Annotated in this window: 14 protein-coding genes; 5 read left to right on the forward strand and 9 right to left on the reverse strand. The window is 36.6% G+C overall.

The genetic code is table 11. From position 1 onward, the window contains the following. Positions 1-210 precede the first annotated feature (210 nt). From AC1RNE_RS21615 to AC1RNE_RS21655, 9 genes are all read right to left on the reverse strand, one after another. A complete protein-coding gene (locus AC1RNE_RS21615) occupies positions 211-2,364 on the reverse strand; it encodes an endo-1,4-beta-xylanase (protein WP_492804093.1) in 2,154 nt (717 codons plus the stop codon). 28 nt (positions 2,365-2,392) lie between these two features. Then, the gene (locus AC1RNE_RS21620) at positions 2,393-3,349 is read right to left on the reverse strand and encodes a DUF5627 domain-containing protein (RefSeq protein WP_492804094.1); all 957 of its coding nucleotides are present in this window, start codon (positions 3,347-3,349) and stop codon (positions 2,393-2,395) included. Between the two features lie 40 nt (positions 3,350-3,389). Continuing rightward, positions 3,390-5,180, reverse strand: a complete 1,791-nt coding sequence (locus AC1RNE_RS21625) for a RagB/SusD family nutrient uptake outer membrane protein (protein WP_492804096.1) — start codon at positions 5,178-5,180, stop codon at positions 3,390-3,392. 43 nt (positions 5,181-5,223) lie between these two features. After that, positions 5,224-8,250, reverse strand: coding sequence for a SusC/RagA family TonB-linked outer membrane protein (locus tag AC1RNE_RS21630; RefSeq protein ID WP_492804098.1), 3,027 nt, complete (start codon positions 8,248-8,250; stop codon positions 5,224-5,226). 49 nt (positions 8,251-8,299) lie between these two features. After that, a complete protein-coding gene (locus tag AC1RNE_RS21635; protein ID WP_492804100.1) occupies positions 8,300-10,189 on the reverse strand; it encodes a RagB/SusD family nutrient uptake outer membrane protein in 1,890 nt (629 codons plus the stop codon). Between the two features lie 15 nt (positions 10,190-10,204). Next, positions 10,205-13,354: a SusC/RagA family TonB-linked outer membrane protein gene (locus AC1RNE_RS21640; protein WP_492804102.1), complete on the reverse strand. Its 3,150-nt coding sequence runs from the start codon at positions 13,352-13,354 to the stop codon at positions 10,205-10,207. A 783-nt stretch (positions 13,355-14,137) separates the two neighbouring features. Then, positions 14,138-15,109, reverse strand: a complete 972-nt coding sequence (locus AC1RNE_RS21645) for a transketolase family protein (RefSeq protein ID WP_492804103.1) — start codon at positions 15,107-15,109, stop codon at positions 14,138-14,140. Between the two features lie 16 nt (positions 15,110-15,125). Beyond that, positions 15,126-15,992, reverse strand: coding sequence for a transketolase (locus tag AC1RNE_RS21650; protein ID WP_492804104.1), 867 nt, complete (start codon positions 15,990-15,992; stop codon positions 15,126-15,128). 120 nt (positions 15,993-16,112) lie between these two features. Next, positions 16,113-18,110, reverse strand: coding sequence for an alpha-L-arabinofuranosidase family protein (locus AC1RNE_RS21655; protein WP_492804105.1), 1,998 nt, complete (start codon positions 18,108-18,110; stop codon positions 16,113-16,115). A gap of 909 nt (positions 18,111-19,019) precedes the next feature. On the opposite strand from AC1RNE_RS21655, the gene AC1RNE_RS21660 reads away from it, so the two are divergent. From AC1RNE_RS21660 to AC1RNE_RS21680, 5 genes are all read left to right on the forward strand, one after another. Then, positions 19,020-19,718 (forward strand): GDSL-type esterase/lipase family protein, encoded by a 699-nt coding sequence (locus tag AC1RNE_RS21660; RefSeq protein ID WP_492804107.1) that lies wholly within the window; start codon positions 19,020-19,022, stop codon positions 19,716-19,718. Positions 19,719-19,754: 36 nt separating this feature from the next. Then, positions 19,755-21,125, forward strand: coding sequence for a glycoside hydrolase family 28 protein (locus tag AC1RNE_RS21665; protein ID WP_492804108.1), 1,371 nt, complete (start codon positions 19,755-19,757; stop codon positions 21,123-21,125). A 16-nt stretch (positions 21,126-21,141) separates the two neighbouring features. Next, the gene (locus AC1RNE_RS21670) at positions 21,142-22,539 is read left to right on the forward strand and encodes a family 43 glycosylhydrolase (protein ID WP_492804110.1); all 1,398 of its coding nucleotides are present in this window, start codon (positions 21,142-21,144) and stop codon (positions 22,537-22,539) included. Positions 22,540-23,110: 571 nt separating this feature from the next. Beyond that, the gene (locus AC1RNE_RS21675; protein WP_492804111.1) at positions 23,111-24,607 is read left to right on the forward strand and encodes an ankyrin repeat domain-containing protein; all 1,497 of its coding nucleotides are present in this window, start codon (positions 23,111-23,113) and stop codon (positions 24,605-24,607) included. Positions 24,608-24,610: 3 nt separating this feature from the next. Next, positions 24,611-25,105 (forward strand): DUF2271 domain-containing protein, encoded by a 495-nt coding sequence (locus AC1RNE_RS21680; RefSeq protein ID WP_492804112.1) that lies wholly within the window; start codon positions 24,611-24,613, stop codon positions 25,103-25,105. Positions 25,106-25,108 lie beyond the last annotated feature (3 nt).

The raw sequence follows: 25,108 nt of genomic DNA on the forward strand, positions 1-25,108 counted from the left end.
GAATTAAGGTAAGAACTTATTATTGCATTTAACAAATCAGCTTAATATTCCTTGATTTTTTTAAAAAGTAATTAGGTAAAATACTCATGCCCATTTATTGAAATAATCCCTAACAAATTGCTAGGGATTATAAACAAGTGGTTATATATTAATGGATAGGGTTATATAGTAAATAGGTGCTTATTTTTAAAGGATAAACGCTTTTCCTTATTATTTCATATTTGCTTTGATAGATTCAGCTACGTAAGAATAAGCTACTTTTCTTACATAATCTTTTGTCCAAATACCAATCGGCTCGTCAGTTCTCCAGCTTGAATTCGCAGGACTATCTAGTGGACTCCATATAGTGATACCATATCTTTGTGCAGCAGGTATAAGCTCAAAATATTTGTCTATCACATATTTATACATTTCTGCCTGTGCCTGATACTGTGCTTGTGTTGCATTGGCAGTTTTCACGCTACCTAAACCAATATCCAACTCTGAAATTTTAATCACTTTTCCTGTTGCTGCTAATAGCTTAAACATATCTGCTATCTTGGTTTTATCCGACTTGATGTCAATGTGCATTTGAGTACCAATACCATCAACCTTTACACCTTTTCCTTCGATATAGCCTACATAAGCGATTAATCCACGACATTTATCCAGACTGTATTCCAAGTTGTAATCATTGATAAAAAGTATATCACTAGCATTCCCGTATTTTCTAGCTAACTGGAAAGCAGTTACAGCATAGTCTTTCCCCATGTAATCTTGCCAATAAAACTCATCAGTGGCTAAAGTTTTGCCTACGCCTGTTTTAAGTTCGTAAGGTTTTCCATCGTCCATTGGTTCGTTTACTACATCCCATGCTTTTACATAAGATTTGCTAACGCCTAACATCCCTGACATCCAAGTATCTAGTGCATTGGTAACAAGAATGCTTTTTTCTTGAGCTGTTTTTTCAGCAATTGTTACTGCACCTCCAGTTGCTTTTGAGCTTTTCAGCACTACATTATCGATATACACCGTTCCTGCAAATTCACCATAGCTAAATACAAGTTTATTTCTGTCAGCGGCAGTTGCTGTAGTAGAAACATCAACTAATTTCCATTCTTTCGTTACGGCTATTTGACCGAAGCCATTCGAAGCGTAACTTGGACTTTGAAGTTCTGGTCTAATGATTCCTTCTGCTGTTCCTTTTACCCAAAATGATAAACTGTATGATTCACCATTATTAAGATTTTTACCTAAATCAAGAGCAGTCTGAGCATCCCAATAGTTTGCTGTCTTTGCAGGCATTGTTACATAAAATGCCTTGCCTTTGTTATTATATCCTAGTCCATCAGCAGTGACACCTCTACTTGAGTTACCTCCATAACCTCCCCAGCCTGAACCTGTTTCAAAATCACCATTGGCTACAAGGTTAGTAACAACGGCTGTTCCTTGTGTATCATATACATACAGATTGTTTACATCTATATAGTAGTTTACATTAGGTTTGTACCCTAAGTCAAAATTAAGCTTGATAGACGTTCCCGTAAAATCACTTACTTGAAATCTTACTTCCTTCCAAGAAATACCTGTCGTAAAAGTAGCTGAGGCTTTTCCAGTTTTCATCCAATCTACTTGAGGAGTATTATTGGTTAAACCCTCAAAAGAAATTCTACCTTCTCCTGCCACATCTGATTTAATGTAGCATACTATTTCATATTTGTGTCCAGCTACAACATTAATACTAGGACTTACCAATTGTAAAGCCGTCGCTGACGAAGAGCCAGCGGCAGCAGTCAGTTTTATAGCTTTTGTTCCAGTACCCATTCCAGTATTATTCGCTACCGAAATACCTGCACCATTGTTGGTTGCATTCCAACCCGAAAGTACTCCGCTTTGCAGAGCGGAAGTATTCAGGTCATTAGGAAAAGAAGGAGCCGTAACTGTCAACGGAGCAATCACTCCTTTGAGATAATTAGCATTTTGATTAGCATGCCAACATAATGTATGTCCATATACAGCAATACCACCATCTTTTGCGGTTGCTAATAATTTACTGACGTTATCTAGCGCTAGGCTACCATCGGCTTGTACTACTGCACCATGCTTCATTTCATAGCCTAGGACTATTTCATCAAAGTTTTTATTGGCAAGTCTGTACATTACGCCCTTGTTAACATAGTCAGACAAGGAAAGAGCAACCCCAAATTTAAAATTGGGGTATGTAGTGCGATTGATATAAGATTTTAATGCGGGATAAGCATCAATATCTTCCTGAGCAACAGCGCTTTCAGGTTTGGTGACGCTGAACTCTAGCGCCTCATATTTGGTACAAGAAGTCACCATCAATGTGGTCAGACCTAGTACTACTTTATATAAATTATTCATAAAATAACGGTTCTAGTTAGACAAATTATTATTTTGCCACTGGCGAAAAGGTTTCCATTGTTACTGTACGGTCACGCATTACGAGTGTATCTGTTGAGGATACATTCATACCTGCAAGATTCACTTCATACTTTAGGTATAATGCATCTCTGTCCTTATTCCCCCAACTGTTTTTCTCTCCTTTTTTCACAAATGTGCCACTACCAGTTGCAGTATAACCACTCGTTAATGAAGAAATCGTACACTTGTCGCTTTCAAATTTTAGTGATAGTGTTATATTGATGTTCTTACCATCTTTATCTTTGAAAACTACTGGAAACTCAAGTTCGCTTAACGATTTGGTAGAAAGTTTGTTAACTTCATCTTGCTCTACGTATTGTGCATGGCGAACTATCGTTTTATTCACAGTACCTGTAACAACATCCTTTCCACGTCTAAGGTAATTTCCATGCCAAGTATTCACATATTTGATAGCATACAAAATAAAGTGTTTGCCATATAGTATTGAATCGGCATTAGCTACGCTAGTCATCGTTAAAGGAATGACATAGGTATTTTTGATTGATTTTGGGTCTGCAAAAAATGCATCTGTCAATTGTACATCTACTCCACCTGCTAAGGTCCCTTTAGGAATAATAATCTTATCTGACCCTAATGAATAGTAACTATTAGGCATAGGAAGTACTTCGTCTTTTCCTGTTCCAAACAGTAAACCGCTTTTTAGTAGTGAATTATCAACGGCAATTTTTATTGTTACGTCTTTTCTACTTTCGTAAACCCCACCTGTTGAAGCATAAATCTGACATTTATGTTTATTATCCAAATCAGTATTCACATACGTATCCTCTCCTAAAGTAATGGTTCTTACAGGATACTGATAAGCGAAATATACAGTTTGGTATTTGTAATCCGGGAACTCATTTTCCGTATTGCAGGAAGCAAGTCCAATCAGGATTAGTACCGACATTAAAACTAATTTCTTCATAAATATTAAATTTTGTCAATAATAAAATTATAGCTGATTATTAATTCCACCCTTCATTTTGCTCAAGTGCAGGGAACTTCAGTATTTCTGAATAAGGAATTGGGCCGTATTTCATATAACTCTGGAATACTCTGTCTTGTACAACAGGAATTAAAGTATAAACACCATTTTGGATACTCACTCCTTTTGCTGGTTCGGTAAGTCCTGCATTCCAGCGACGTAAATCCCAGAATCTAAATCCTTCAAAACAAAGTTCTAAGCGACGTTCATTACGAATCAATGTTCGCATCGTTTCCTTATTACCTTTAGCACTTTCCAGATAAGCATCATTGTTGGTTGTACCAATCCCAGCTCTTCTACGGATAGCTCTGATAATATCATAAGCTGAATAAGCATTTGTACCCGTACCCGTAGGTCCCCAAGCCTCGTTAGCTGCTTCTGCATAAGCCAACGCAATTTCTGTATAGCGAATATGCGGTTTGTAATGACGCTGATTGGTGGCAGATGTAGGGTTAAGGTTTACATCTTGACGTAACAGTTTTCGCAAATAATAACCCGTTCTTGTCGAAGTAGCTACTTTGTTAAGTGCATCGTTGGTTGGGCCATTAGCAGTAGTGTTGATGGCCGTATTATTTACCCCAGCGGTTGCACCATTCACCAGCACAAACATTTTCAAGCGTGGGTCACGATTAGTATATGGGTCGGCAGGGTTATAACCACTGTTAGCATCATTAATCGGATACCCATTCAGCATTGGAAAAGCATCTACAAGGTTCTGAGACGGGTTGATACGTCCGTTACCAAATAATGTTGGTGGAAAATTAGCTTGCTCTAAATCTCTATTTTCTCCCCAGTTATTTCTCCACAATATTTCAGGAGGATTAGCCCCGTCCTTAATATTAGCAATCTCTGTAGTATTAGCATACCAAGTAAGACCACTCGCTGCATTACCTGTTACGGCATTCAACCCTCCATTAGAATTCAATACATTGGCGGCATAGTTGGCGGCATCTGTCCACTTACTTGTATTGCCATTATTAAACGATGGGCTGGCTGCCAGCAATGCAGCTTGTGCTCTTACAGCTTTAGCAATACGGCCAGTAAATAAACCACTGAAAGTAACCCCGAATGCACGGTTATATTGCTCAATTGTTACCTGACCATACTTTGTTGGTATCAGAGATTCCTGCCCTAGTGAAAAATTCTGATAGTCTAAAGGAAGCTTGACATCAGCACTGTCTAAATCCTGATAAATTTGTTTCATACAATCCTCAAAAGAAGCTCTTGGAAGATTATAATTATCAGAAGTTGTCTGTGGCTTAAGTAAAATAGGTACGCCAAGCATCGTTCCGCCTACCCCTTTACCTGCGTGTGTAAGCAAAAGATGGTACATCAATAAAGCACGAAGCCCATAAGCTTCACCTTTAATTCTAGTAGTAAACAATCTATTAGCAACAGGATCAGTCACCCATTGAACTTTGTTTACTTCTCCCAACATAATATTTAAGTATTGGATTCCAGCAAAACAATTTGTCCATTGGTTAGTAGGATTATTGTTTGCCGTCCATTGTCCCGTTGCCATTTTTAGATAGCCATTGTCTTGGTCATTACTTACGGCATCATCAGTTGCCACATCATTAAAAGACCATGAGTTCGTCGGAATTCTATTATATCCATTCAGCAATATACCGAATGGAAATCTTGAGTCGCTTGGTAAATAAGCACTAGGGTCTAACTGCCTGTTATTCTCAATAGCAGGCTCTATTAGGTCTTCACATCCGGTCAGCAATACAGCAACGCAAACCAGTAGTTTTAATATTCCTTTATTCATATAAAACATAGTATAATATTCAAAATATAATATTTTCAAAAACTTAGAAAAGGGCTTTTACACCTAAATTGAACAAACGTGTTTGTGGTGCACTTCCCACACTAAGTTCCATGATTTCACGATTGTCTGACACAGTTAGCAGGTTAAAGCCAGTGACATACAATCCAAGTTCACGTACAAAAGATTTCATCTTTAATACATCCGTCAAATCATACGTTATCTGTACTTTACTCAAGTCAAAACGATTCGTTTTATAAATCCAGAAATCAGATGAACGGAAGTTATTATCACTTGTCAAAGTGGTAAGTCTTGGATAGGTGGCTGTTAGTTTTGTTGCTTCTGTCCATCTATCTCTCACTACTGCAGAATACTTATCTTCACCATCCACCCAGAAATAAGAGTTATTACGCATTCCATTAGCCCCAAAACGACCAACACCCATTGCGAAGAAAGTAAGCTTTTTCCACTGAGCAGTAAGGTTTATACCTAAAGTAAGCGGAGCACCGAACCAACCACCTTTTCCTAAAGAGACTTCGTCTCGGCTATTAATAATACCATCACCGTTTTGATCTTTGTATTTAATATCGCCTGGTTTTACTTGTCCGTATGTTTGTGTTGGAGAGTTTGCTATATCGTTTTGATCTTGGAATAATCCCAAACTTTGTAAGCCCCACAGAGCATCAAGTGGTTTTCCTTGACGATTTTGATAAGCATCTTCGTATAATTCTGCTCTTTTAGTAGCAGTAGTTTGGTAGTATGTACCATTCACGCCCAATGTCCAATTTACTTCACCATATTTTTTATTCAAACTAGCACCGAAGTCAAAGCCAACACGTTTGTCTTCATTATAATTTACATAAGGAATAAAAGAAGATACTGGAAAGCCAGTTGTGAAATAACTTGGAAATAAAACAGATGCTTGAATGATATTTCCTGAAATTGTATTGGCAAAGAATGTTCCGTTTAAGGTTAATAATCTTTTGAAAAACGAACCTTCGAATCCAATACTAATTTCTTCTCTTTTAGGAAACTTCATGTTAGGGTTATCACCTCTTCTCGATTCAGTAGCTTGAATACCCGTACCATCTTTCCAACCATACCATGAACCAGCACCAGTATAAACACCTTGATATAAATAGTAATTTGGAATATCAAGATCTGTATGTAAAATACTAGCAGATGCTGTCAACTTCAAATCGTCTACGATATCTGAATTTTTAAGAAACTCTTCTTCACTTAATCTCCAGCCTAAAGTAAGTGACGGAGAAAATGCTTGACGATTACTTGGAGGAAGTTTTGCAGAATGGATATAAGCAGCACTAAAATCCATGTAGTATTTATGCTTGTAATTATAGCTTGCTAAAAAACCTAAATTCGCATTACTGGTTTTATGGTAAATCGCAGATTCTGATTGTTGAAACCCATTAGCTAATAAAATAGCCGATAAATGATGGTCTTCGTTAAAAGTTCTATCATAATTTAACTGTCCTGAAAATGCAATCGTTTGGCGATATCTATTTCCTGATACATTCTGCGTGCCAGATTTTGCATCTTGGCCATACACTGTAAGACTACTAATTAAGTCGGTTCCGCTATACTTATTCCAAGTAGGTGCATAAGTAGCATAAGAATAATTATAAGCCAACGTATATTCTGTAGCATAATCAACAGCAAAACTAGATTTAAAACTCAAGCCTTTCAACACATTTCTAAGGTCTGCTTTAATCCCAGTATTAAACTGGAATTGGCGATTAGCAAATTGGTTACTACCTCCAGAATAAATGGTAGCGATAGGATTCGTTTGGTCTAATTGAGTACCTCCAAGTAAATATTGTCCATCGATAATATTATTACTGTTTTTGATTAAAACCTGTGATGCCGCATCTTCTTGTTCAATCAGACTAAGCGGAATAAGTGGTGAAAAACGATTCGGACGAACTGTTGTTGCACTACTCCAAAAGTTAGCATTTACCCCACGACCAGTATAAAAAATAGCAGTAGCATCAGCATTCAGACTGATAAACTCATTCAAGTTTACATCGATATTTCCACGGAAGTTAAGACGGTCTGAATTATTGTTATTTTTCGCTTCTCCAAAGTTCAACAGTGAGCCTGATGTTGCAAATCCTAAATTTGTATAATATTTAACTCTTTCATTTCCACCTGAAATTTCGGCAGTAGCGTCATAGCTACCATAGCTACTTTTTAGGTATTCTGATGAGTAAAAATCTATATTAGGATAACGATATTTATTGATTCCTGAAGCATGGTTGTAAATATCAGATTCAGAATACAAATTCGTTAATCCGTCATTTCTACGTGCTTCATTATATAAAGTCATATATTCCGCTGAACCTAAGTAACGTGGAAAAGCTTTAGGAACATTTACACCACTGTTAATTCTGAGGTCAAATCTACTTTGACCTGCTACACCTCTTTTTGTAATTACATTCACTACGCCTTTGGCACCACGGCTACCGTATAGTGCCACAGCGTTAGCTCCTTTCAAAAATACGATTTGCTCTATCTCGGTCGGCATTACGTTTCCAGTCTCACGAGGAACACCATCTATCATGAATAGATAACTTCCCATTCCCCAGTTACTGTTTCCATTAAACCCTGGGACTAAAGACTCCATACCATCTAATGGGTAGGTAAAGTAATTCTTCTTAAGAAGCTCCTTTACATTTACAGATGCTACTCCACCAAGCAAATCTTGCTTATCAACATTACGGAAAGGAAGAGCTACTTGTTCTTGGTTTTCCTCGGGTGCGATAATGATTTCACTGATTTGTTGGTTAACAGTGATGTATTTGGTTTTAAAACCTTTCGCAGCAATTGATAATACCTCGTTTTTAGGAACTTCAATACTGAAAGTACCCAAAGCATCTGTGGTGACAGCTTTCCCGATTTCTTCAGAGCTACTTACAATAGCGCCAATAACGGGCTGTTTATTCGAGCCAACAACGGTGGCTTTAATTTTAATCGTCGAGGCATTCTGTGCCATTATCGTAGCTTTTGAAAAAGCCAGTAATGCACATAAAACCATAATTATTTTTATAAACTTCATTTCTTGTTCGTTTATCTATTGATTATCTCATTATATGATTTGCCTCCCATTACCAGCCAGGATTTTGAGCAAATTCCAGATACAAATTCACGTCATTAACCTTTAATGGCAACCAATTATGCTTATCAGTGAACTTGCGCTCTAATATGACAGACTCTCTGATGTTCAAAACTCTATTGTCTTTAGGGTCTTTCGCTGGATCCAATGTAGCTGCTCTATCAAATTCAATTGATTTCTTAAGCGTATAAGGACTTTTAGCAATCATTAACCAACGACGGAGGTCATTGAAGCGATGACCTTCAAAAGAAAGTTCAACAGAACGTTCACGTCTTAATTCTTCCATATAAACATCCAAAGAACCTAAGAACTTAGCATCTACATGTCCTACTCCAGCTCTATCTCTAATGACGTTGATAGCATCTACAGAAGTTTTAGAATAACTTCCTGCTTTACCCATAGCCGAACCATAGCCCTGTGCAGCAGCTTCAGCGTACATTAGATAAATATCTGCCAAGCGCATATATGGCAAGTGAATGTTAAGACTTTTATCATAACCGTATCCTTGGTCATACTTGTTGGCTGTTCTTGGAACAAACTTAAAGAGCAAATATCCTGTACGGCTACCTGTTGAAATATCACGATAAGAACCTCCAGTATGTAAATTGGCATAACGGTTGTTCACTTCAGCGGCATTTGGAATACTTCCTGCTACCATTCTCACGCCATCGAAAATAATATCATTGTAAAAACGTGGGTCTCTTCCTTTCCAAGGATATTCAGGATTATAACCAGACTCTGTGTCAGCTTTTGTAATATCCTTAATTGGTAATCCATTAGCCATTCCGTAGTTGTCAACATAATTGGCTGTTGGCAAAAACTTCACATCGCCTTCACTGATAATCTGTGGGCTATATTGTTTACTCGTTCCCCAGTTTGAATTATTTGCACCATAGTATGGCCCTCTGAAAATGGCTTCAGTTCCACCTGGCATTTGCCAGTTCTGACCAGTCGTATAGAAGTTAGTATAATATTGTGCAAAAGGAACTAAGCGGTAAGGAGCTTCTCCACTCTCACATAAATTAAGTAATTCAGCAAATGCATCAGCCGCCTTTTTGCAATATTCAGCATTGTAAGTAGTACCGCCGCCTGAGACAGAATTCATCAATGGACTACCAGCCCAAAGATAATTTTTCCCCAAATAGCCAAGTGCCATAATCTTGTTGATACGCAATGTGTTTTTGCCCAATGTTCTTTTACCTGCCGTTGTGTTGTCCCAGTTTGTAGGTAATAAGTTGGCCGCTGCTCTGAAATCCGCGGCTGCTTTATCGGCACATTCGCTGTATTTAAGACGAGGTAAGGTTAATTTCTGATCTCCAGGTAATACTTTGTCAATATATGGAAGCCCTCCAAAATACTGCATAAACATAAAGTGATACCAACCTCTAAAAAATAGCAATTGACCTTTAATTAAATCTTTTTCTTCTTGTGTGGCATCAGTCAGTTTGTCTATGTTTTCCAAACCTAAATTAGCCTTACGTATACCGTACCATCCTAGCCCCCAAAGTGATTTTGCAAAGCGGTCATCGTTGGTTACATTACTGTTACGATCCATCCAACCAGCTTGCCAGCCGTCAAAATTGCGTTGCCAGCCCCAAAAATCACCATTATCAATTTTTACACCAAAGTGAAAGTTTTGAGCTGTAGATTGGATTTCATCCTCTCCCCAGTTAAAAGAGTTGGTCCAGTAACCATTAGAAAAGTCTGGAATAGTATGATAGAGTTCTTCGGTAAATCCTTGAAAGTTTACAAAGTTTTTAAAAGCATCTTTTTCAGACACAAGAGATTGAGGATCACGATCCAAAAAATCTGAGCATGAAGTAACTCCAAAAGTCATAGAACAAACTACAGCTACACACAAAAGTTTTATTCTCTTTTTCATGTTTTTATTAATTAATTAGAAAGTAATGTTTAAACCTAAATTATATCTCTTTACTGTTGGGTAAGCTCCTTGTGAAGCCCAACCAGTACCAGCAAAATTAGACTCCCTATCATCTGGCATTTTGCTCCAAGCAATAAGGTTATTACCATTTAGGTAGATTCGCAGACTACTAAGTCCTAATTTTCTACTAAGCTCAGGATTTACAGTGTATGCTATTTCAGCATTTTTTAATCTTACATAAGAGCCATCGTACATATACTGTGTACCTCTATAGTCCCCGAATGGTGTTGTTAACCAACGTGGAATAGGCGTTCCGCCAGTATTCGTTGGCGACCAGTATGCTCCTTCCTGATAAACTGTATGGCTTTGTGAACTTAAACTTGTGAAAACCACTTGACGAGTAGCATTATTCACCGCATAGAATTGTACAAAAGCTGAAAACCCTTTCCAATCAAACCCTAAAGTAGCGTTGTAGGTATTCTGTGGCCAGCCAGTGTGTCCATAAGGAATTCTATCTTGCGTGTCAATAACTCCGTCTCCATTATAATCAACCAAGTAGTAGTTACCTAATAATTTTTGGTTGTCATTTACATTGTGCATTGCACTTCCATACAACTGATCCCAGCTATTATACATCCCTTTGCTTACGAATGAATAAGCTTGATCAATCTGCATTCCTTCTGGTTTCTGATAATCTGGTAACAATTCTGGCGTAGCACGTTCAATAATTTTGTTTTGCGTATGCGTCATGTTAAGGTCTGCCCACAAACGGAACTTCCCTACATTTTTATTGAAATGAAGTTCTAATTCATAACCGCTTGCTTTAACAGCACCTAAGTTGGCAACTGGCGGAGATGCTCCAAAATAGCTTGGTACATCGGCTCTTCCTGTTAACAAAATTTTACTTCTATTATCCTGAAAGAAGTCAGCCTTACCTTTCACAAAACCTCTGAAAAGTTCAAAGTCTAAACCAAGATTGAATTTCTCTGATTGTTCCCATTGAACGGTTGGGTTACCTACTGTAGACTGCGAGTACCAAGTATATGGGCTTTGTTCAGCTCCTTCACCACTTACACCTAATCTTGATGTTCCACCATAAGACCATTGCTCAAGATACGGCCATCTTACACCTAGGTTATCAAACCCTGTTTGTCCGTAAGACATACGAAGTTTCATAGAATTGATGAATTTCACCGAATTCATGAATTTTTCGTTCGATATTACCCAGTTAGCACCCCCAGAAGAGAAAAAGGCAAAACGGTAATCTTTTGCAAATTGCTCAGAACCATTATAAGCACCATTGTATTCTACTGTGTACTTATTGTTGAATGTATAAGTAGTTCTAAATACCCAGTCTTCTCTATATGAAGGAATTGTACTACCGCTGGCATAGACGTTTCTGTTTGTTAAACCCATCAAAGTTACATTGTGTAACCCTGCAAACGTTTTATTGTAATTAAGCTGTAACTGGTAAAACAAACGACGCTGGCTAGCTCCGATAGTCCCTGCTGCTGGAGCCCACTTGATACCTTCTTGAAAATCGAACCCTGTAATACCATCAACAGCGGATTGGTACGTTTCAATGCCCGTTTCAGGATTTACCCACTTACGTTGAGTTCCATTATAAAGGTCATTCACTCCACGATCTGATTCTACAAAAGTATTATCTAACGAGACAGTACCCGAAGCTCTCAAGCCTTTCACAAGCATATCCAAATCTTGGTCTAGCGTAAAATCTGTCGTTATACGGGCAGTGGTTTGATATTGCAGACCACCAATGGCAAGACTTAATGCAGAGTTTTCTGCTTTAGCTTGGTTTGGATAGTAAAAGCCCCATGAACCATCAGAATATTGTGGTAAAAATAAATCTGGAGCAGCATTATAAGCATCAATCCATGGCCCGTACTGACTTCCAGAGAAGCCCCATGGGCTTTTTCTAACGCCATAAGAACCCGAAAGGTTGGTTTTAAAAAGCGTAGTAGGCGTTAATTGAAAATCTAAATTACTACGGACATTCAGCCTATTAAAGCCAAAGCCTTGCTTGTACCCTCTTTTATTATCATAAATTTTAAATAAATCGGCTTCTTGTAAAAAATCTGCACTGGTAAAATATTTCACAAGATTTGTCCCCCCGCTGATGTTCAAATTAGCATTATTAGATATCGCATACGGCTTAAACAATGCTTCTTCCCAGTTAACATTTGGATAACGTTCTGCTTCCGCTAAATTTGCTGGATTACGATACTTATTAATAATCTGTTGAGGTAAGTAATCTCTCCACCCTTCTGGTCTTGTCGCAAGTTCATACTCAATTGCTTCATTTCTAATTCTTAAAGCATCATATGAATCATACTTTTCGGGTAATTTAGACGGAGCTTTTACAATGGTATTTACGACAGCTCTGATTGATGCCTTTCCCATTTTGCCTCTTTTGGTGGTAATTAAGATTACCCCATTCGCACCTCTTGAACCGAAAACGGCTGTAGCTGATGCATCCTTAAGTACAGTAACTGTTTCAACAGAACTGATATCAACGCTGTTCATAGGACGCTCAACGCCATCTACTAGAATTAGTGGGTCTGAATTGTTCCAAGAGCTACGACCACGAATGATAATCTGAGGGTCTTCTGCACCTGGAAGACCAGTACTTGCATTCGTAATTAAGCCTGGTACATTTCCAGTCAAGGCTGCACCAATACTTGAAACACCCCCTGCTCGCTCTAATTCTTTATTTGTTGTTTGGGTAACAGAAGCTACAACACCTTCTTTCTTTTGTTTTCCATAACCCACAACCACTACCTCATCTAATGCAGATTGAAATTCTTCTAATACTACATTAATACTTGTTTGGTTACCTACTAAAACCTCCTGTGTTTTATAGCCAACCGAACTGAAAACCAAAGTTGTCTTTGGCGTAGCAGCAATGGAAAATGCTCCATCTTTACTCGCACTAACTCCACGAGTAGTTCCCTTAACACTAACGGTTGCTCCAGGTATTCCTTCTCCTGAAGCGGACTTAATAGTCCCTTTTACTGTTTGAGCTTTTAATGAAAAGCTCGAAAAACCAATTAAAAGCGATATGCACCATACAACTAAGTACAGCTTTTTTCGCGTAATTGGAATAGATAAGTCAAATTGCTTCATACGACGATAAATATGATTCATTTAATAAATAATATAATATTTTCGTACAAAGTAAGAGAGTAGTATAAGAATACAGTAGCATAAATCTTTAAATATCTATACCAAATGTTCAGCAACGTAAGAAAGTGCTAATTTCACACGATAATTTTCTAAATAGTATACGTACTGATAGGCTTTTGCCAAAAAAAACGGAGAATTGCACGTCTAAAAGAAAAAATTTGAAAGAATTAAGAACTCTCTAAATGAGCAAAAATTCATTGTTTAGTAGATTTTACAGAGAAAAATTGTATGTTTTTAGTACTCTTTAAGTGTTCTTAAGGGGATAATTAGCAAATTTTTGAATATTTTTTGATTTAAAAGTATTATATAAGTAACTCACTAAACATTACTACACATAATGTATGCGTTTGTAGCATAAATTCTCAAAAAGACATTATTGTTGAGCAAATAATTATTTTAAAGACGATATTTAATTCATAAAAAGTATGAAATATATTACTAACACCAAGTAAAAAAAATCAATGGCCAATTAAAAAGTGTATTACCTGCATGATATTTTAGTACTATCTTGTTTTCTTCTCTACAAGCGTTTCATAAATTAAGCATATTGGATGCCTCTTTTGTTGCCCATCATGATTCGATTTTTCATTCAGTTATTCTAGGTAAATACTACCAATGTTTTTCTGAGTAGGAATTTTTTGAAAAAAAAATAGCAATAAGCTAGCCTTAAAATACAAAATAAAAGCCACCCAAAATATGAGTGGCTTTTATGACAAAATAAAAACAGATACTATTTTTTACAAACTATTTTGAATTAAGTAATTCCTTTCTTTTGATGGCAATGCGTACTTTTTCTACGATACTCTGAGCATTCAATCCGTATTTTTCCATTAATTGAGCAGGCGTTCCACTTTCACCAAAAGAATTATCTACACCAATCATTTCAATAGGGGCTATATGATTTCGGCTGAGTAACTGACATACAGCATCGCCCAAACCACCATTCAATTGGTGCTCTTCGGCAGTGACTGCACAACCTGTTTTCTTCACTGAATTCAAAATAGCTTCTTCGTCCAATGGTTTAATCGTATGTATATTGATGATTTCTGCATCAATGCCTTCTTTTGCTAATATTTCACCAGCCTGTATGGCTTCCCATACCAAATGTCCAGTAGCAAAAATGCTTACATCTTTCCCTTCATTCACCATCCACGCTTTACCTATTTCAAACTTTTGGTCAGGGGCTGTAAATACAGGAACGACGGGTCTGCCGAAACGAAGATAAACAGGGCCTTCGTATTCAGCAATTGCGATAGTCGCTGCTTTTGTTTGATTATAATCGCATGGATTGATTACTGTCATGCCTGGCATGGCTCTCATCATCGCAATATCTTCCAAAATCTGGTGTGTTGCTCCATCCTCTCCTAATGTTAATCCAGCGTGTGACACACAAATTTTTACATTACTACCTGAGTAAGCAACACTCTGTCTGATTTGATCGTATACTCTTCCCGAACCAAAATTGGCAAAAGTAGTAGCATAAGGAATATAGCCTGCAATAGCCATCCCTGCAGATACGCCAATCATATTTGCTTCTGCAATACCACATTGAACAAATCTTTCAGGATTATCTTTAATGAATGCATCTAATTTTAAAGATGCTACTAAATCTGCGCAAAGTGCGACAACCTTTGGATTTGATTTGCCCAATTCTGCCATACCTGCTCCAAATCCAGAACGAGTATCTTTTTTTTCTGTGAAACTGTATTCTTTCATCTCTAAAAATTATTTATTAGTAATCACCAATTGTTTCCTCTAATTGCAATAATGCTGTGTTCAACTGTTCATCATTAGGAGCAGCACCATGCCATTTATGCGTACCCATCATGTAGTCAACGCCGTATCCCATTTCTGATTTCATTAGAATCATAATTGGTTTTCCTTGTCCTTTCAACTGTTTAGCTTGGGCTAATGCATCTAATGTTAATTGCATATCGTTGCCATTTTCTAACGTAATCGTAGCCCATCCGAAAGCTTCATATTTTGCTTTCAAATCTTTATTGCTCATTACTTTCTCTGTTGGACCATCTATTTGCTGCTTGTTCCAGTCAATAATAGCAATCAAGTTATCAAGTTGATAATGTGCTGCAAACTGTGCTGCTTCCCATACTTGCCCTTCTTGCTGTTCGCCATCACCCATCAATACATATATATTACGGTCATCGCCTCTTAGTCTCTTGGCTTTTGCTGCTCCAGCCGCTACCGACAAACCTTGTCCTAATGAGCCAGAGGCAATACGAATACCCGGCAAATGTTCATGTGTAGCTGGGTGTCCTTGTAAACGAGAGTTTATTTTTCTGAAAGTAGCCAATTCTGTGGGAGCAAAATATCCACGATGTGCCAAAACAGAATAGAATAATGGAGAAATATGTCCGTTCGATAAAAAGAATAAGTCTTCATTTTGTCCCGCACGAGAAAACGTCAGGTATCCGTCAGTCCCCTTTTCTTCATTAATAGTCATTTCATGAAAATAAAGTGCTACGACCAAATCAGCACATCCTAATGAACCACCAGGGTGTCCTGATTGACAAGCATGTACCATCCGTACAATATCACGGCGCACTTGCGAAGCTGTATTTTGTAATTGTTTTAATTCCATTTTATTTGTTATTACGTTTTCTTTGAGTCTTAGAAAAAACAGGCATTGTCTATAACGGATAGGTATAAACGTTTATGTTCATTTTATCATACTGATGTTCAATACTGAAAGAATTCATGGTTAAATTTTTTTTGCTAAAGTCTTAATCCTAATTACAGTAAGAGACATTGCTGGAGCAGGATAGTCAAAAACTTTGTTTACTTTAACCGTTGAATATACAGGTACAATGTTCTGTGGATGCTCTAAAGTATTTTCAGCATTGGCGTTTCCAGATAGTACAATTTGCGCTGCGTCACTCATATAGTTTTTGAATGTTGAAAGATTTACTTTCATGTTTTTTGCTACATTGCTGTTGTTGACAAATTTTAAAATAATATCCCCCGTCTTGCTATCTTGTACACATGAAGCCGCAAGAGTACTGTCTTTAACATTTTGAGCAATAATATTATCATAATAATAATCACCCTGATTGGTAGTAAACATCTTCTGAACATGATAATTGGGCGTAAGGCTGATTTTTGAGTTATCAAAAAATATCATGTCTGTATTCCACTGAGTATGATTTTTCTTTGCCAATAATGGAGCATACGATGCCATTCTTACGATATCTCCGTTGCGTTCTAGCCCAGTCATATAAGCAGCTTCCGCAATAGCATTATACAATTTATTTCCCCATGAGGCATATTCGCCTAAATAAACGCCAGATTTTTTTCTGTCATAAGAGTCGTAACGATTCATATTTGAAAGAAACCATTTTGGGTCTTTATAATAATGCTCATCAATCATGGGTACATTGCTATTACTAGCAACTGTCCATCCCTTATCAAAATCTTCTCCGTCAGAAAATGGTCCAGAAGTACCAATAATCGTAATTTCTGGATACTTCGCCCTTACAGCATCATAAATCATTTTAAAGCGTGCCTCAAATTCTGGCGTAATTTTATCTTCATTCCCTATGCCCACAAATTCAAGATTGAAAGGTAGTGAATGACCAGCAGCCACACGCTTTGCTCCCCACGTAGATGTTGCAGGACCATTCGCCCATTCTATTAAATCCAGCACTTCCTGAATATATTCCTGCATTTCGTCCATTGGCAGGGCTTTTTGTCCTGTACCACCAATACGCCAAGTACCTCCTGAGTTCTGACAACTAACTGCTGCGGGCAATACGGGAAGTGGTTTTGCACCTATATCTTCGCAAAACTGAAAATATTCATAATATCCCAAACCAGCCGTTTGATGATATCCCCAGATATTTTTTTGTTCTACACGTTGTTCTATAGGACCTACTGTATTTTTCCAACGATACATATTTCCTAGTCCATCGCCATGTGCAAGACAGCCCCCTGGGAAACGGATAAAAGATGGTTTCATATCTGCCAATAATTGGGCTAAGTCTGCTCGAAGTCCATTCTGACGATTCTGGAAAGTCTTCTCAGGAAAAAGGGACACAACATCTAAGGCTAGTTTTCCTTTTGTTGTAGCCAAAATAACTAAGGAAGTACTGTCGTTACTCGCTGAAGCGGTAAGCGTAGTAGTATATTTATTCCAATCTTTAGCGCTAACATTTATTTTACTTTCGGCTACTACTTTCCCTTTTGGGGTTTGCAGGCTAATTGTGATAGCAATGGGGCTTGATGAAAGCTGACGTGCAAACATTGAAAAAGAATATTTGTCACCTTGCTTCATTACTATATTTTCAAATCCATGATTTTTTATGCCAACGCCTGCATCGCCGACGTGCTCAATATTCAATACTGCATAATGTGGATTGTTAGGATGCACTGGAGTGCTAGTCTCAACATTAAGCGAGCCATACGAATACCCCGGAATAGTGTATTCCCAGAAAGAAAGTGAATGCCAATCTGTTCGGTCAGTTGGACTGTATTCAAACGAGCGATTTTGTATTAATTCAGCATATAATCCTCCATCAGCGGCATAGTTGATGTCTTCAAAAAATAATCCGAATAAATAAGGACTAATTTTTTTTCCTGTTTCTGTCTTCTTTTTCTGCGATTGACCAAAACTAATTATCGCAGAAAAAATCAAGAAAGACAACAAGCTTACTCGCATATATTTATACTTTTTACTGTGAGATATCTTTGTGTTTTTTTTCATTTTTAACTAAAAAATTATAATAACCAAAACAAAATAAATGTATAACACAGTAGAACTGTTTAATCAAAAAAAAACGCCTTTCAAACTGTTCTAAGTCAGGCGATAATATATCTCAAAACCTATAACAGACTAGAACAGTATACGCAAAAAAATATTTTTAAAACTCCATCATCATAGATGATTCTCTCTATTTACTAGTGACTTTTTTAGCAAGATATTGAAAAATAAAGTCTAATATATAATAAAATAAATTTATGAACAAACAATATAACTAAAACAAGATAAGTCTATAACACAGTAGAACACATAAAACAAAAAAATATTTTTTTTCAAAGGTAAAAATTAAGTGGTTTTAAATCGTGTTAATTATACACAATTTCTATCGCTTAAATTAACGTAGACAAAGTTATCAATAAAATATAACTTGAACAACTTAAACTTTAATAAATTCAAGAAAAAATAAAAATTTATTAAAGGAAGTACACTTCGCAATTTTATAGAACTGATTATGACGCAGTTCTCTTCAAAATTTCCGTTTTTATATCTTATAAAATAATCCAAATTCCTTTCTCCGCTACATTAATCGTAAGCTCCTCTTTGAGGATGCTTATTTTTTAAAAAGTTTTCAGTGCGATATAAATTACCGATTCGGACGTATGGTGTCATGAAAGTACATGATGGGAAATAAATATACTACAGATATTCTTGTAGGTAGAGATTCAAAAAATGAATTAAATAGCTTAATAACTAAACAAAAATTGTCCTTATATATGCAAATACCTGTTGCGAAGATATAAAATCCTCATTTTCACATTTTTACTATAATTTATGAAGACATTAAATGAGCATTAAAAACATATATTTTCTCATTGTAATGACCCATTAAGTTAGCCATTTAACAATAATGTAATGATAAAAAGAATAATCAACATCAGCAATGTTATTTTATTACTAACCCCTTTTGTAATACTTGCTCAAAACCCTACTTTATCTAACAAAAAGCTTACTATTCTTACTTTAGGAGATAGCAATGGTACATTTCCTATGAGTTGGCCACAACAACTAACAAAAGCATTCCCTAACGCTAAAATTTGTAATATAAGCAAGTCGGGAAGAACAATAGGTTTTCTAAATTTAGGAGATAGTACCTTAAATTCTCTTTTTGTGATTGACCAGAATCTAAAAAAGGCAGCAGCATTTACAGGGAATACACCGTATGATTTTGTGATTATTGAACTTGGTACGAATGATGCGAAGGCAGTTTTTGACAATCAACAAAAGGAAGTGCCTCAGAACCTTAATAAACTAATCAATAAGATAAAAGACTCTCCATATACAACGATAAAGCATGCGAAGATTATCGTCATCTCTCCCCCACCTTACGGAACCAAAGCAGAAAATACTGTTAAATATGCAGGAGGAAATCAGCGGGTGGAAGTAATGAGTAAAGCATTTAAAAAAGTAGCTAACCGTCAGCATTGCTTTTTTGTGAATGGTTTTTCGACACCAGGGCTTAATATCGAAACCATGACTACTGATGGGATACATTTAGACTCGCTTGGTTCTAGAAAGTTAATTGAACCTGTCATATCGCTGCTTGCTAAATAATATGAAAACGTACTAATTAAAAACAACTCATAACTCATGAAGAAAACTTACAAATACCTGATTTTTATACTAATACCTATGATATTTTCTTTTAAAAATGAAGAAAATAAGCTTACTATTACAAAAATAAAAGTGAAAGCTCCTTTCAATATGCCTGTTATTAGTGTTCCTGATTTCAGTCGTTGTAAAAAATTATCGATTGTTGATTTTGGTGCTGTGGTTGGGGATAAAGAGAGAAATGCTACGGCAATCGCCACGGCTATTGAGGAAGCAAATAAATTGGGGGGAGGAACGGTAGTCATTCCCAAAGGAGAATGGTTAACTAGCAAAATACATTTTAAAAGTAATGTAAACCTACACTTAGAAAAAGGAGCAACTTTGGTTTTCTCAGGAAATCCCTCTGACTACCTGCCTGCTGTAAAAAGTACATGGGAAGGTATGGAATGTTATAATTACTCTCCGTTGGTTTATGCGTATCAGTGTAAAAATATTGCCATTACTGGCGAAGGTGAACTCAAGGCTGTCATGGATGTTTGGAAACAGTGGTTTGCACGTCCTAAAGCTCACATGGAAAGTATAAAAAGGTTGTATAATCTAGCGACAGAATATAGCCCGCTTGAAGATAGAAATATGGTCAATGATACGGCTAATCTTCGTCCGCAATTTATTCAATTCAACAGATGTGAAAATGTTTTGATGGAAGGTGTTTCAATCCAGAACAGCCCATTTTGGACTATCCACCCTTATTTGTCAAAGAATGTTGTTATCAAAAATGTTAAAGTGTATGCGCATGGTCATAATAACGATGGGATAGACCCAGAAATGAGTCAGAATGTATTGATAGAAGACTGTGTTTTTGACCAAGGAGATGATGCAATCGCTTTAAAATCAGGACGTAATCCAGAAGGGTGGCGTTTGAAAACGCCGTCTAAAAATATCGTCATTCGTAATTGTTTAGTAAAAAATGGACATCAATTATTAGCGATTGGGAGTGAACTATCTGGCGGAATAGAAAATGTATTCATGGATAACTGTACCGTTGTTGATGGGGCAAAACTAAATCACTTGGTTTTTATAAAAACAAATGAACGAATGGGTGGCTATGTGAATAACATTTATGTCTCTAATATCAAATCAGGCAAAATAGACCTAGGAATATTGGGCATTGAAACGGATGTTTTATACCAATGGAGAAATTTAGTGCCTACTAAAATCCGTAAGCTTACCCCTATCAAAAACATTTTCTTGACTAACATAACAGCTACAAATGTGAAGTTTATATCAAGAGTTCTGGGACAAAAAGAGCTTCCTGTTGAAAATGTATCATTACAAAAAGTACATGCTGATACAATTCTTGAAAAAGAAATGATACATGAGAACTTAATAAACTTTAAAAATTTAAAGTAAACGATTTCAGTTAGGTATGAAGAAGACAGTTATTATTTTAATAGTTACTTTCGTAAAGGCTTTTGGCTTGTATGCACAAACACAAAATGCTATTTATTCGGGTGTTTCTTGGTTTGATAATCGAGGGGAGGTCGTGAGTGCTCACGGAGCCAATATCGTAAAAGACAGAGGGCGTTATTACCTTTTTGGAGAAAAACATACGGATACCAGTAATGTTTTTGTAGGCTTTAACTGTTATTCTTCCAGCGATTTGTATAATTGGAAATTTGAAAGTTTGGCTCTACCAATTCAAAATTCAGGAAAGTTAGGCCCTAATAGGGTTGGTGAACGCGTAAAAGTAATGAAATGCCCAAAAACGGGGGAATATGTAATGTATATGCATGCAGATACGATAAGCTACAAAGATCAATTTGTGGGCTATGCTACCTCAAGCACCATCACGGGGCCTTATACGTTCAAAGGACCATTACTTTATAATAATAAACCTGTTCGCAAATGGGATATGGGTACTTTTCAAGATACGGACGGTACTGGTTATGTATTGATACACGGTGGTGAGATTTATAAACTTAGTGATGATTATAAAAGCATTATCGAACAAACACATAAAAACATGGTCGCAGGGTTTGAGTCACCTACTATTTTCAAGAAAGATAATATTTACTATTTTCTTGGCTCACACCTAACGAGTTGGGAACGAAATGATAATTATTATTATACAGCGAGTGCCTTGAAAGGGCCATGGACTTATCGAGGAATTTTCGCACCAGAAGGAAAACTTACGTGGAATTCACAGACAACATTTGTGTTGCCGATTACGGGTTCAAAAGATACTACGTATATGTTTATGGGTGACCGTTGGTCTTTTCCTCATCAGGCTTCTTCGGCTACTTATATATGGCAACCACTCTCTATTTCAGGCACTTCTCTCTCTATGCCTACTTATCAAGAAGCATGGGAGGTTGATTTGAAAACGGGAAAAGTTTCATTGCCAATCAGCAAGGGAAAAGTAATTGATAACATGGATAAAGATAAAATTTCTTATTCGGGACAATGGCAACAGATCTCTTCAGATACTTTAACCATCAGTAGCTCGAATGTTAAGGGCGCTACGTTCACAATCCAATTCACTGGAAAACAAATAAGATTACACGGGCTTTTAAGACCAGACGGGGGCTATGCAAAAGTAATATTGAAGAATAAGCAAGGGAAAATAGTTCTTTATACCTTAGTAGATATGTATTGCAAATATCCTGTATCGTCCCTTATTTTTATTACACCAGTTCTTGCAAAAGATAATTATACGCTCTCGGTAACAGTTGCGGGAGAACACGGAATGTGGTCTGATAAAAAGAAATCAAATTATGGAAGTACGGATGATTTTGTTTCGCTTGATAAAGTGTTAATTGACTAATTAAATAATACTCGTATTTACAAGATAATTTCCTCTCTAAACGATTGACTTCACTAAGCCAATCGTTTAGAGAGGAAATTGCTATTTTTGTACTCATCTACTAAAAAGGACTTATCAAATAATTAACTGCACAAATCAAGGCTATTTTTTATAACCAAAATTATTCAGAAGCGTATTCAGTCATAAAATAAGAAGAATCTCAAATTTTATCACATTTCTCTTGGCTTGTAAAGAAAGTGGGTAGTATATTTGCTTAATTTATAATTAGTCTAAATAAGGTGGTGTGTGAAAATAGGTAAAATAAAGGAAGTACGAAAGTACGTTACAAGCTTATTACAAGTAGAAATGATAACAATACCAATACTCAACTGTAAAGCTATAATTGTGAGAAAAACGTATAGTATTAAGCGTTCATATTTCCAGAACTTGGATGTCATTTTATCAAGCTAAAATTAGCCATTGATAACACCAATATTTAGTATACACTAAACCTTTTGCTTTTTAAAAAATCTAAAGATTTAGTGAAAAATTTAATATCAATTATAACTACATTAATTTAACATTATTCATTATGAAAAAACTATTTATTGTGGCAATAACTTTATTGACGTTTGCTGCAAAGGCTCAACAAAACACATTGTTAGATCAATCGTTTTGGAGAAATAAACCAACAGCAAGTGCAGTAAAAGCAGAGGTGGAAAAAGGGAATAATCCTGCTCAACTTAATGGAGCGAGTTTTGACCCCGTAGTAATGGCTATTAATGCAAAAGCGCCCAATGAAACAATTTTATATCTTCTGTCTCAGCCTGGCAACGATATTACAAAGATAACGCATGACAGTCGTACCTATTTACACTGGGCAGCTTATGCGGGTAATGTAGAAATTATGGAGTATTTAATAGGCAAAGGTGCAAAAGCTGATATTGAAGATAGTCACGGAGCAACTCCTCTTAATTTTGCAGCTTCTGCTGGTCAGACGAATACACAAATTTTTGACCTATGCTTGAAAGCAGGTGCTAATTTAAAGAAAGACTTAACCAACGACGGAGCGAATGCTTTATTATTAGTGGTAGCCAATGATAAAGACTTAGCATTGACTAACTATTTCATATCAAAAGGACTAGATTTAAAAAGCACTGACGCTAATGGAAATAATGCTTTCAGCTATGCCGCCAGAAGTGGAAATATTGAAATCTTAAAAGCGCTTCTACAAAAAGGAGTACCTGCTACAGACAATGCCATGATTATGGCGGCGCAGGGTACACGCCAAAGTGCTAATACAGTAGAGACATTTCAGTACTTAGAGAGCTTGAAACTAAAGCCGACAGCGACGAATAAAAGTGGAGAAAATGCGTTGCATTTTATTGTTAGAAAGCCGAAGCAACACGATATTATTCAATATTTTTTAAGCAAAGGGGTTGACGTTAACCAAGCAGATAGCGAAGGAAATACCGTATTTATGACTGCTGCCCTTGGTAGCCGTGATACTACAGTATTAGCCTTGTTACTTCCAAAAGTAAAAAATCTCAACCAAGGGAATCAAAAAGGTGCTACAGCATTGGCAATGGCTGTGCGTAGTAACTCTCCTGAAGTAGTTCGTTACCTTATCAATCAAGGAGCTTCTGTACAAGTAGCAGATAAGAGTGGCGACAATTTGGCGGCTTATCTTACTCAATCATATAGCAGTGGAGAAGGAAGAGGTCCGAATGGCCCTAAACCAGAAGATTTTGAAACAAAATTAAAACTATTACAAGCAAAAGGATTGAACGTATTGGCGCCACAAAAAAATGGAAATACACTTTATCACTTAGCCGTAGCTAAAAGTGACTTATCACTTTTGAAACGCCTTCAACCTTTAGGTATTGATATCAACGCTAAAAATAGCGAAGGAATTACAGCATTACATAAAGCTGCGATGATTGCCAAAGATGATAATATCCTTAAATATTTGGTATCAATTGGAGCAGCGAAGGATGCTCAAACTAATTTTAAAGAAACAGCTTTTGACTTAGCAAGTGAAAATGAAACACTTTCTAAGGCTAAAATTTCCATTAATTTTCTTAAATAAACTATGCAATTATTTCGTAAAGCAACCTTACTCGTTGTGATAATGTTTTTTGTTTCATTAGCAACGTCGGCACAAAATACTGGTACCAGCAAGTACAAATGTATGATTCAGATGACAAACTATATGGGTGAAGGAGCCTATTTAGTTGTTTCGCTTGTAGATGCGAAAGATAGTTATCAAAAAACCTTGTATGTACTTGGTTCTGACAAAAAATGGTATCGAAATTTAAAAGAGTGGCATAAAGCTTTTGCTAAAAAACCAACTAATATTAGTGCCATTACTGGAGCATCAGTAACGGGTGGTGATAGAAGTGTGGTAGTATTAGAACTTGACAATGCCACTATTAATTCAAACTATAAATTACGCTTCGAAACAGCGGTGGAAGATAAGCCTTATTATGTAAAAGACTTAGAAATTCCCCTGACAACCGAAAGCCTTTCTGCTAAAAGCGAGGGTACTGGATACATCCGTTACGTGCGTTTTAGCGTTAACCAATAGTAG

It is taken from the genome of Arcicella sp. GW822-FHT02H01 (assembly GCF_058802005.1).

Excerpts from the sequence above, each read along its gene's own strand:
- AC1RNE_RS21620 (WP_492804094.1), bottom strand. The coding sequence starts at position 3,349 with ATGAAGAAATTAGTTTTAATGTCGGTACTAATCCTGATTGGACTTGCT.
- AC1RNE_RS21675 (WP_492804111.1), top strand. The coding sequence starts at position 23,111 with ATGAAAAAACTATTTATTGTGGCAATAACTTTATTGACGTTTGCTGCA.
- AC1RNE_RS21640 (WP_492804102.1), bottom strand. The coding sequence starts at position 13,354 with ATGAATCATATTTATCGTCGTATGAAGCAATTTGACTTATCTATTCCA.
- AC1RNE_RS21630 (WP_492804098.1), bottom strand. The coding sequence starts at position 8,250 with ATGAAGTTTATAAAAATAATTATGGTTTTATGTGCATTACTGGCTTTT.
- AC1RNE_RS21655 (WP_492804105.1), bottom strand. The coding sequence starts at position 18,110 with ATGAAAAAAAACACAAAGATATCTCACAGTAAAAAGTATAAATATATG.
- AC1RNE_RS21615 (WP_492804093.1), bottom strand. The coding sequence starts at position 2,364 with ATGAATAATTTATATAAAGTAGTACTAGGTCTGACCACATTGATGGTG.
- AC1RNE_RS21660 (WP_492804107.1), top strand. The coding sequence starts at position 19,020 with ATGATAAAAAGAATAATCAACATCAGCAATGTTATTTTATTACTAACC.
- AC1RNE_RS21665 (WP_492804108.1), top strand. The coding sequence starts at position 19,755 with ATGAAGAAAACTTACAAATACCTGATTTTTATACTAATACCTATGATA.
- AC1RNE_RS21635 (WP_492804100.1), bottom strand. The coding sequence starts at position 10,189 with ATGAAAAAGAGAATAAAACTTTTGTGTGTAGCTGTAGTTTGTTCTATG.
- AC1RNE_RS21645 (WP_492804103.1), bottom strand. The coding sequence starts at position 15,109 with ATGAAAGAATACAGTTTCACAGAAAAAAAAGATACTCGTTCTGGATTT.
- AC1RNE_RS21625 (WP_492804096.1), bottom strand. The coding sequence starts at position 5,180 with ATGAATAAAGGAATATTAAAACTACTGGTTTGCGTTGCTGTATTGCTG.
- AC1RNE_RS21650 (WP_492804104.1), bottom strand. The coding sequence starts at position 15,992 with ATGGAATTAAAACAATTACAAAATACAGCTTCGCAAGTGCGCCGTGAT.
- AC1RNE_RS21670 (WP_492804110.1), top strand. The coding sequence starts at position 21,142 with ATGAAGAAGACAGTTATTATTTTAATAGTTACTTTCGTAAAGGCTTTT.
- AC1RNE_RS21680 (WP_492804112.1), top strand. The coding sequence starts at position 24,611 with ATGCAATTATTTCGTAAAGCAACCTTACTCGTTGTGATAATGTTTTTT.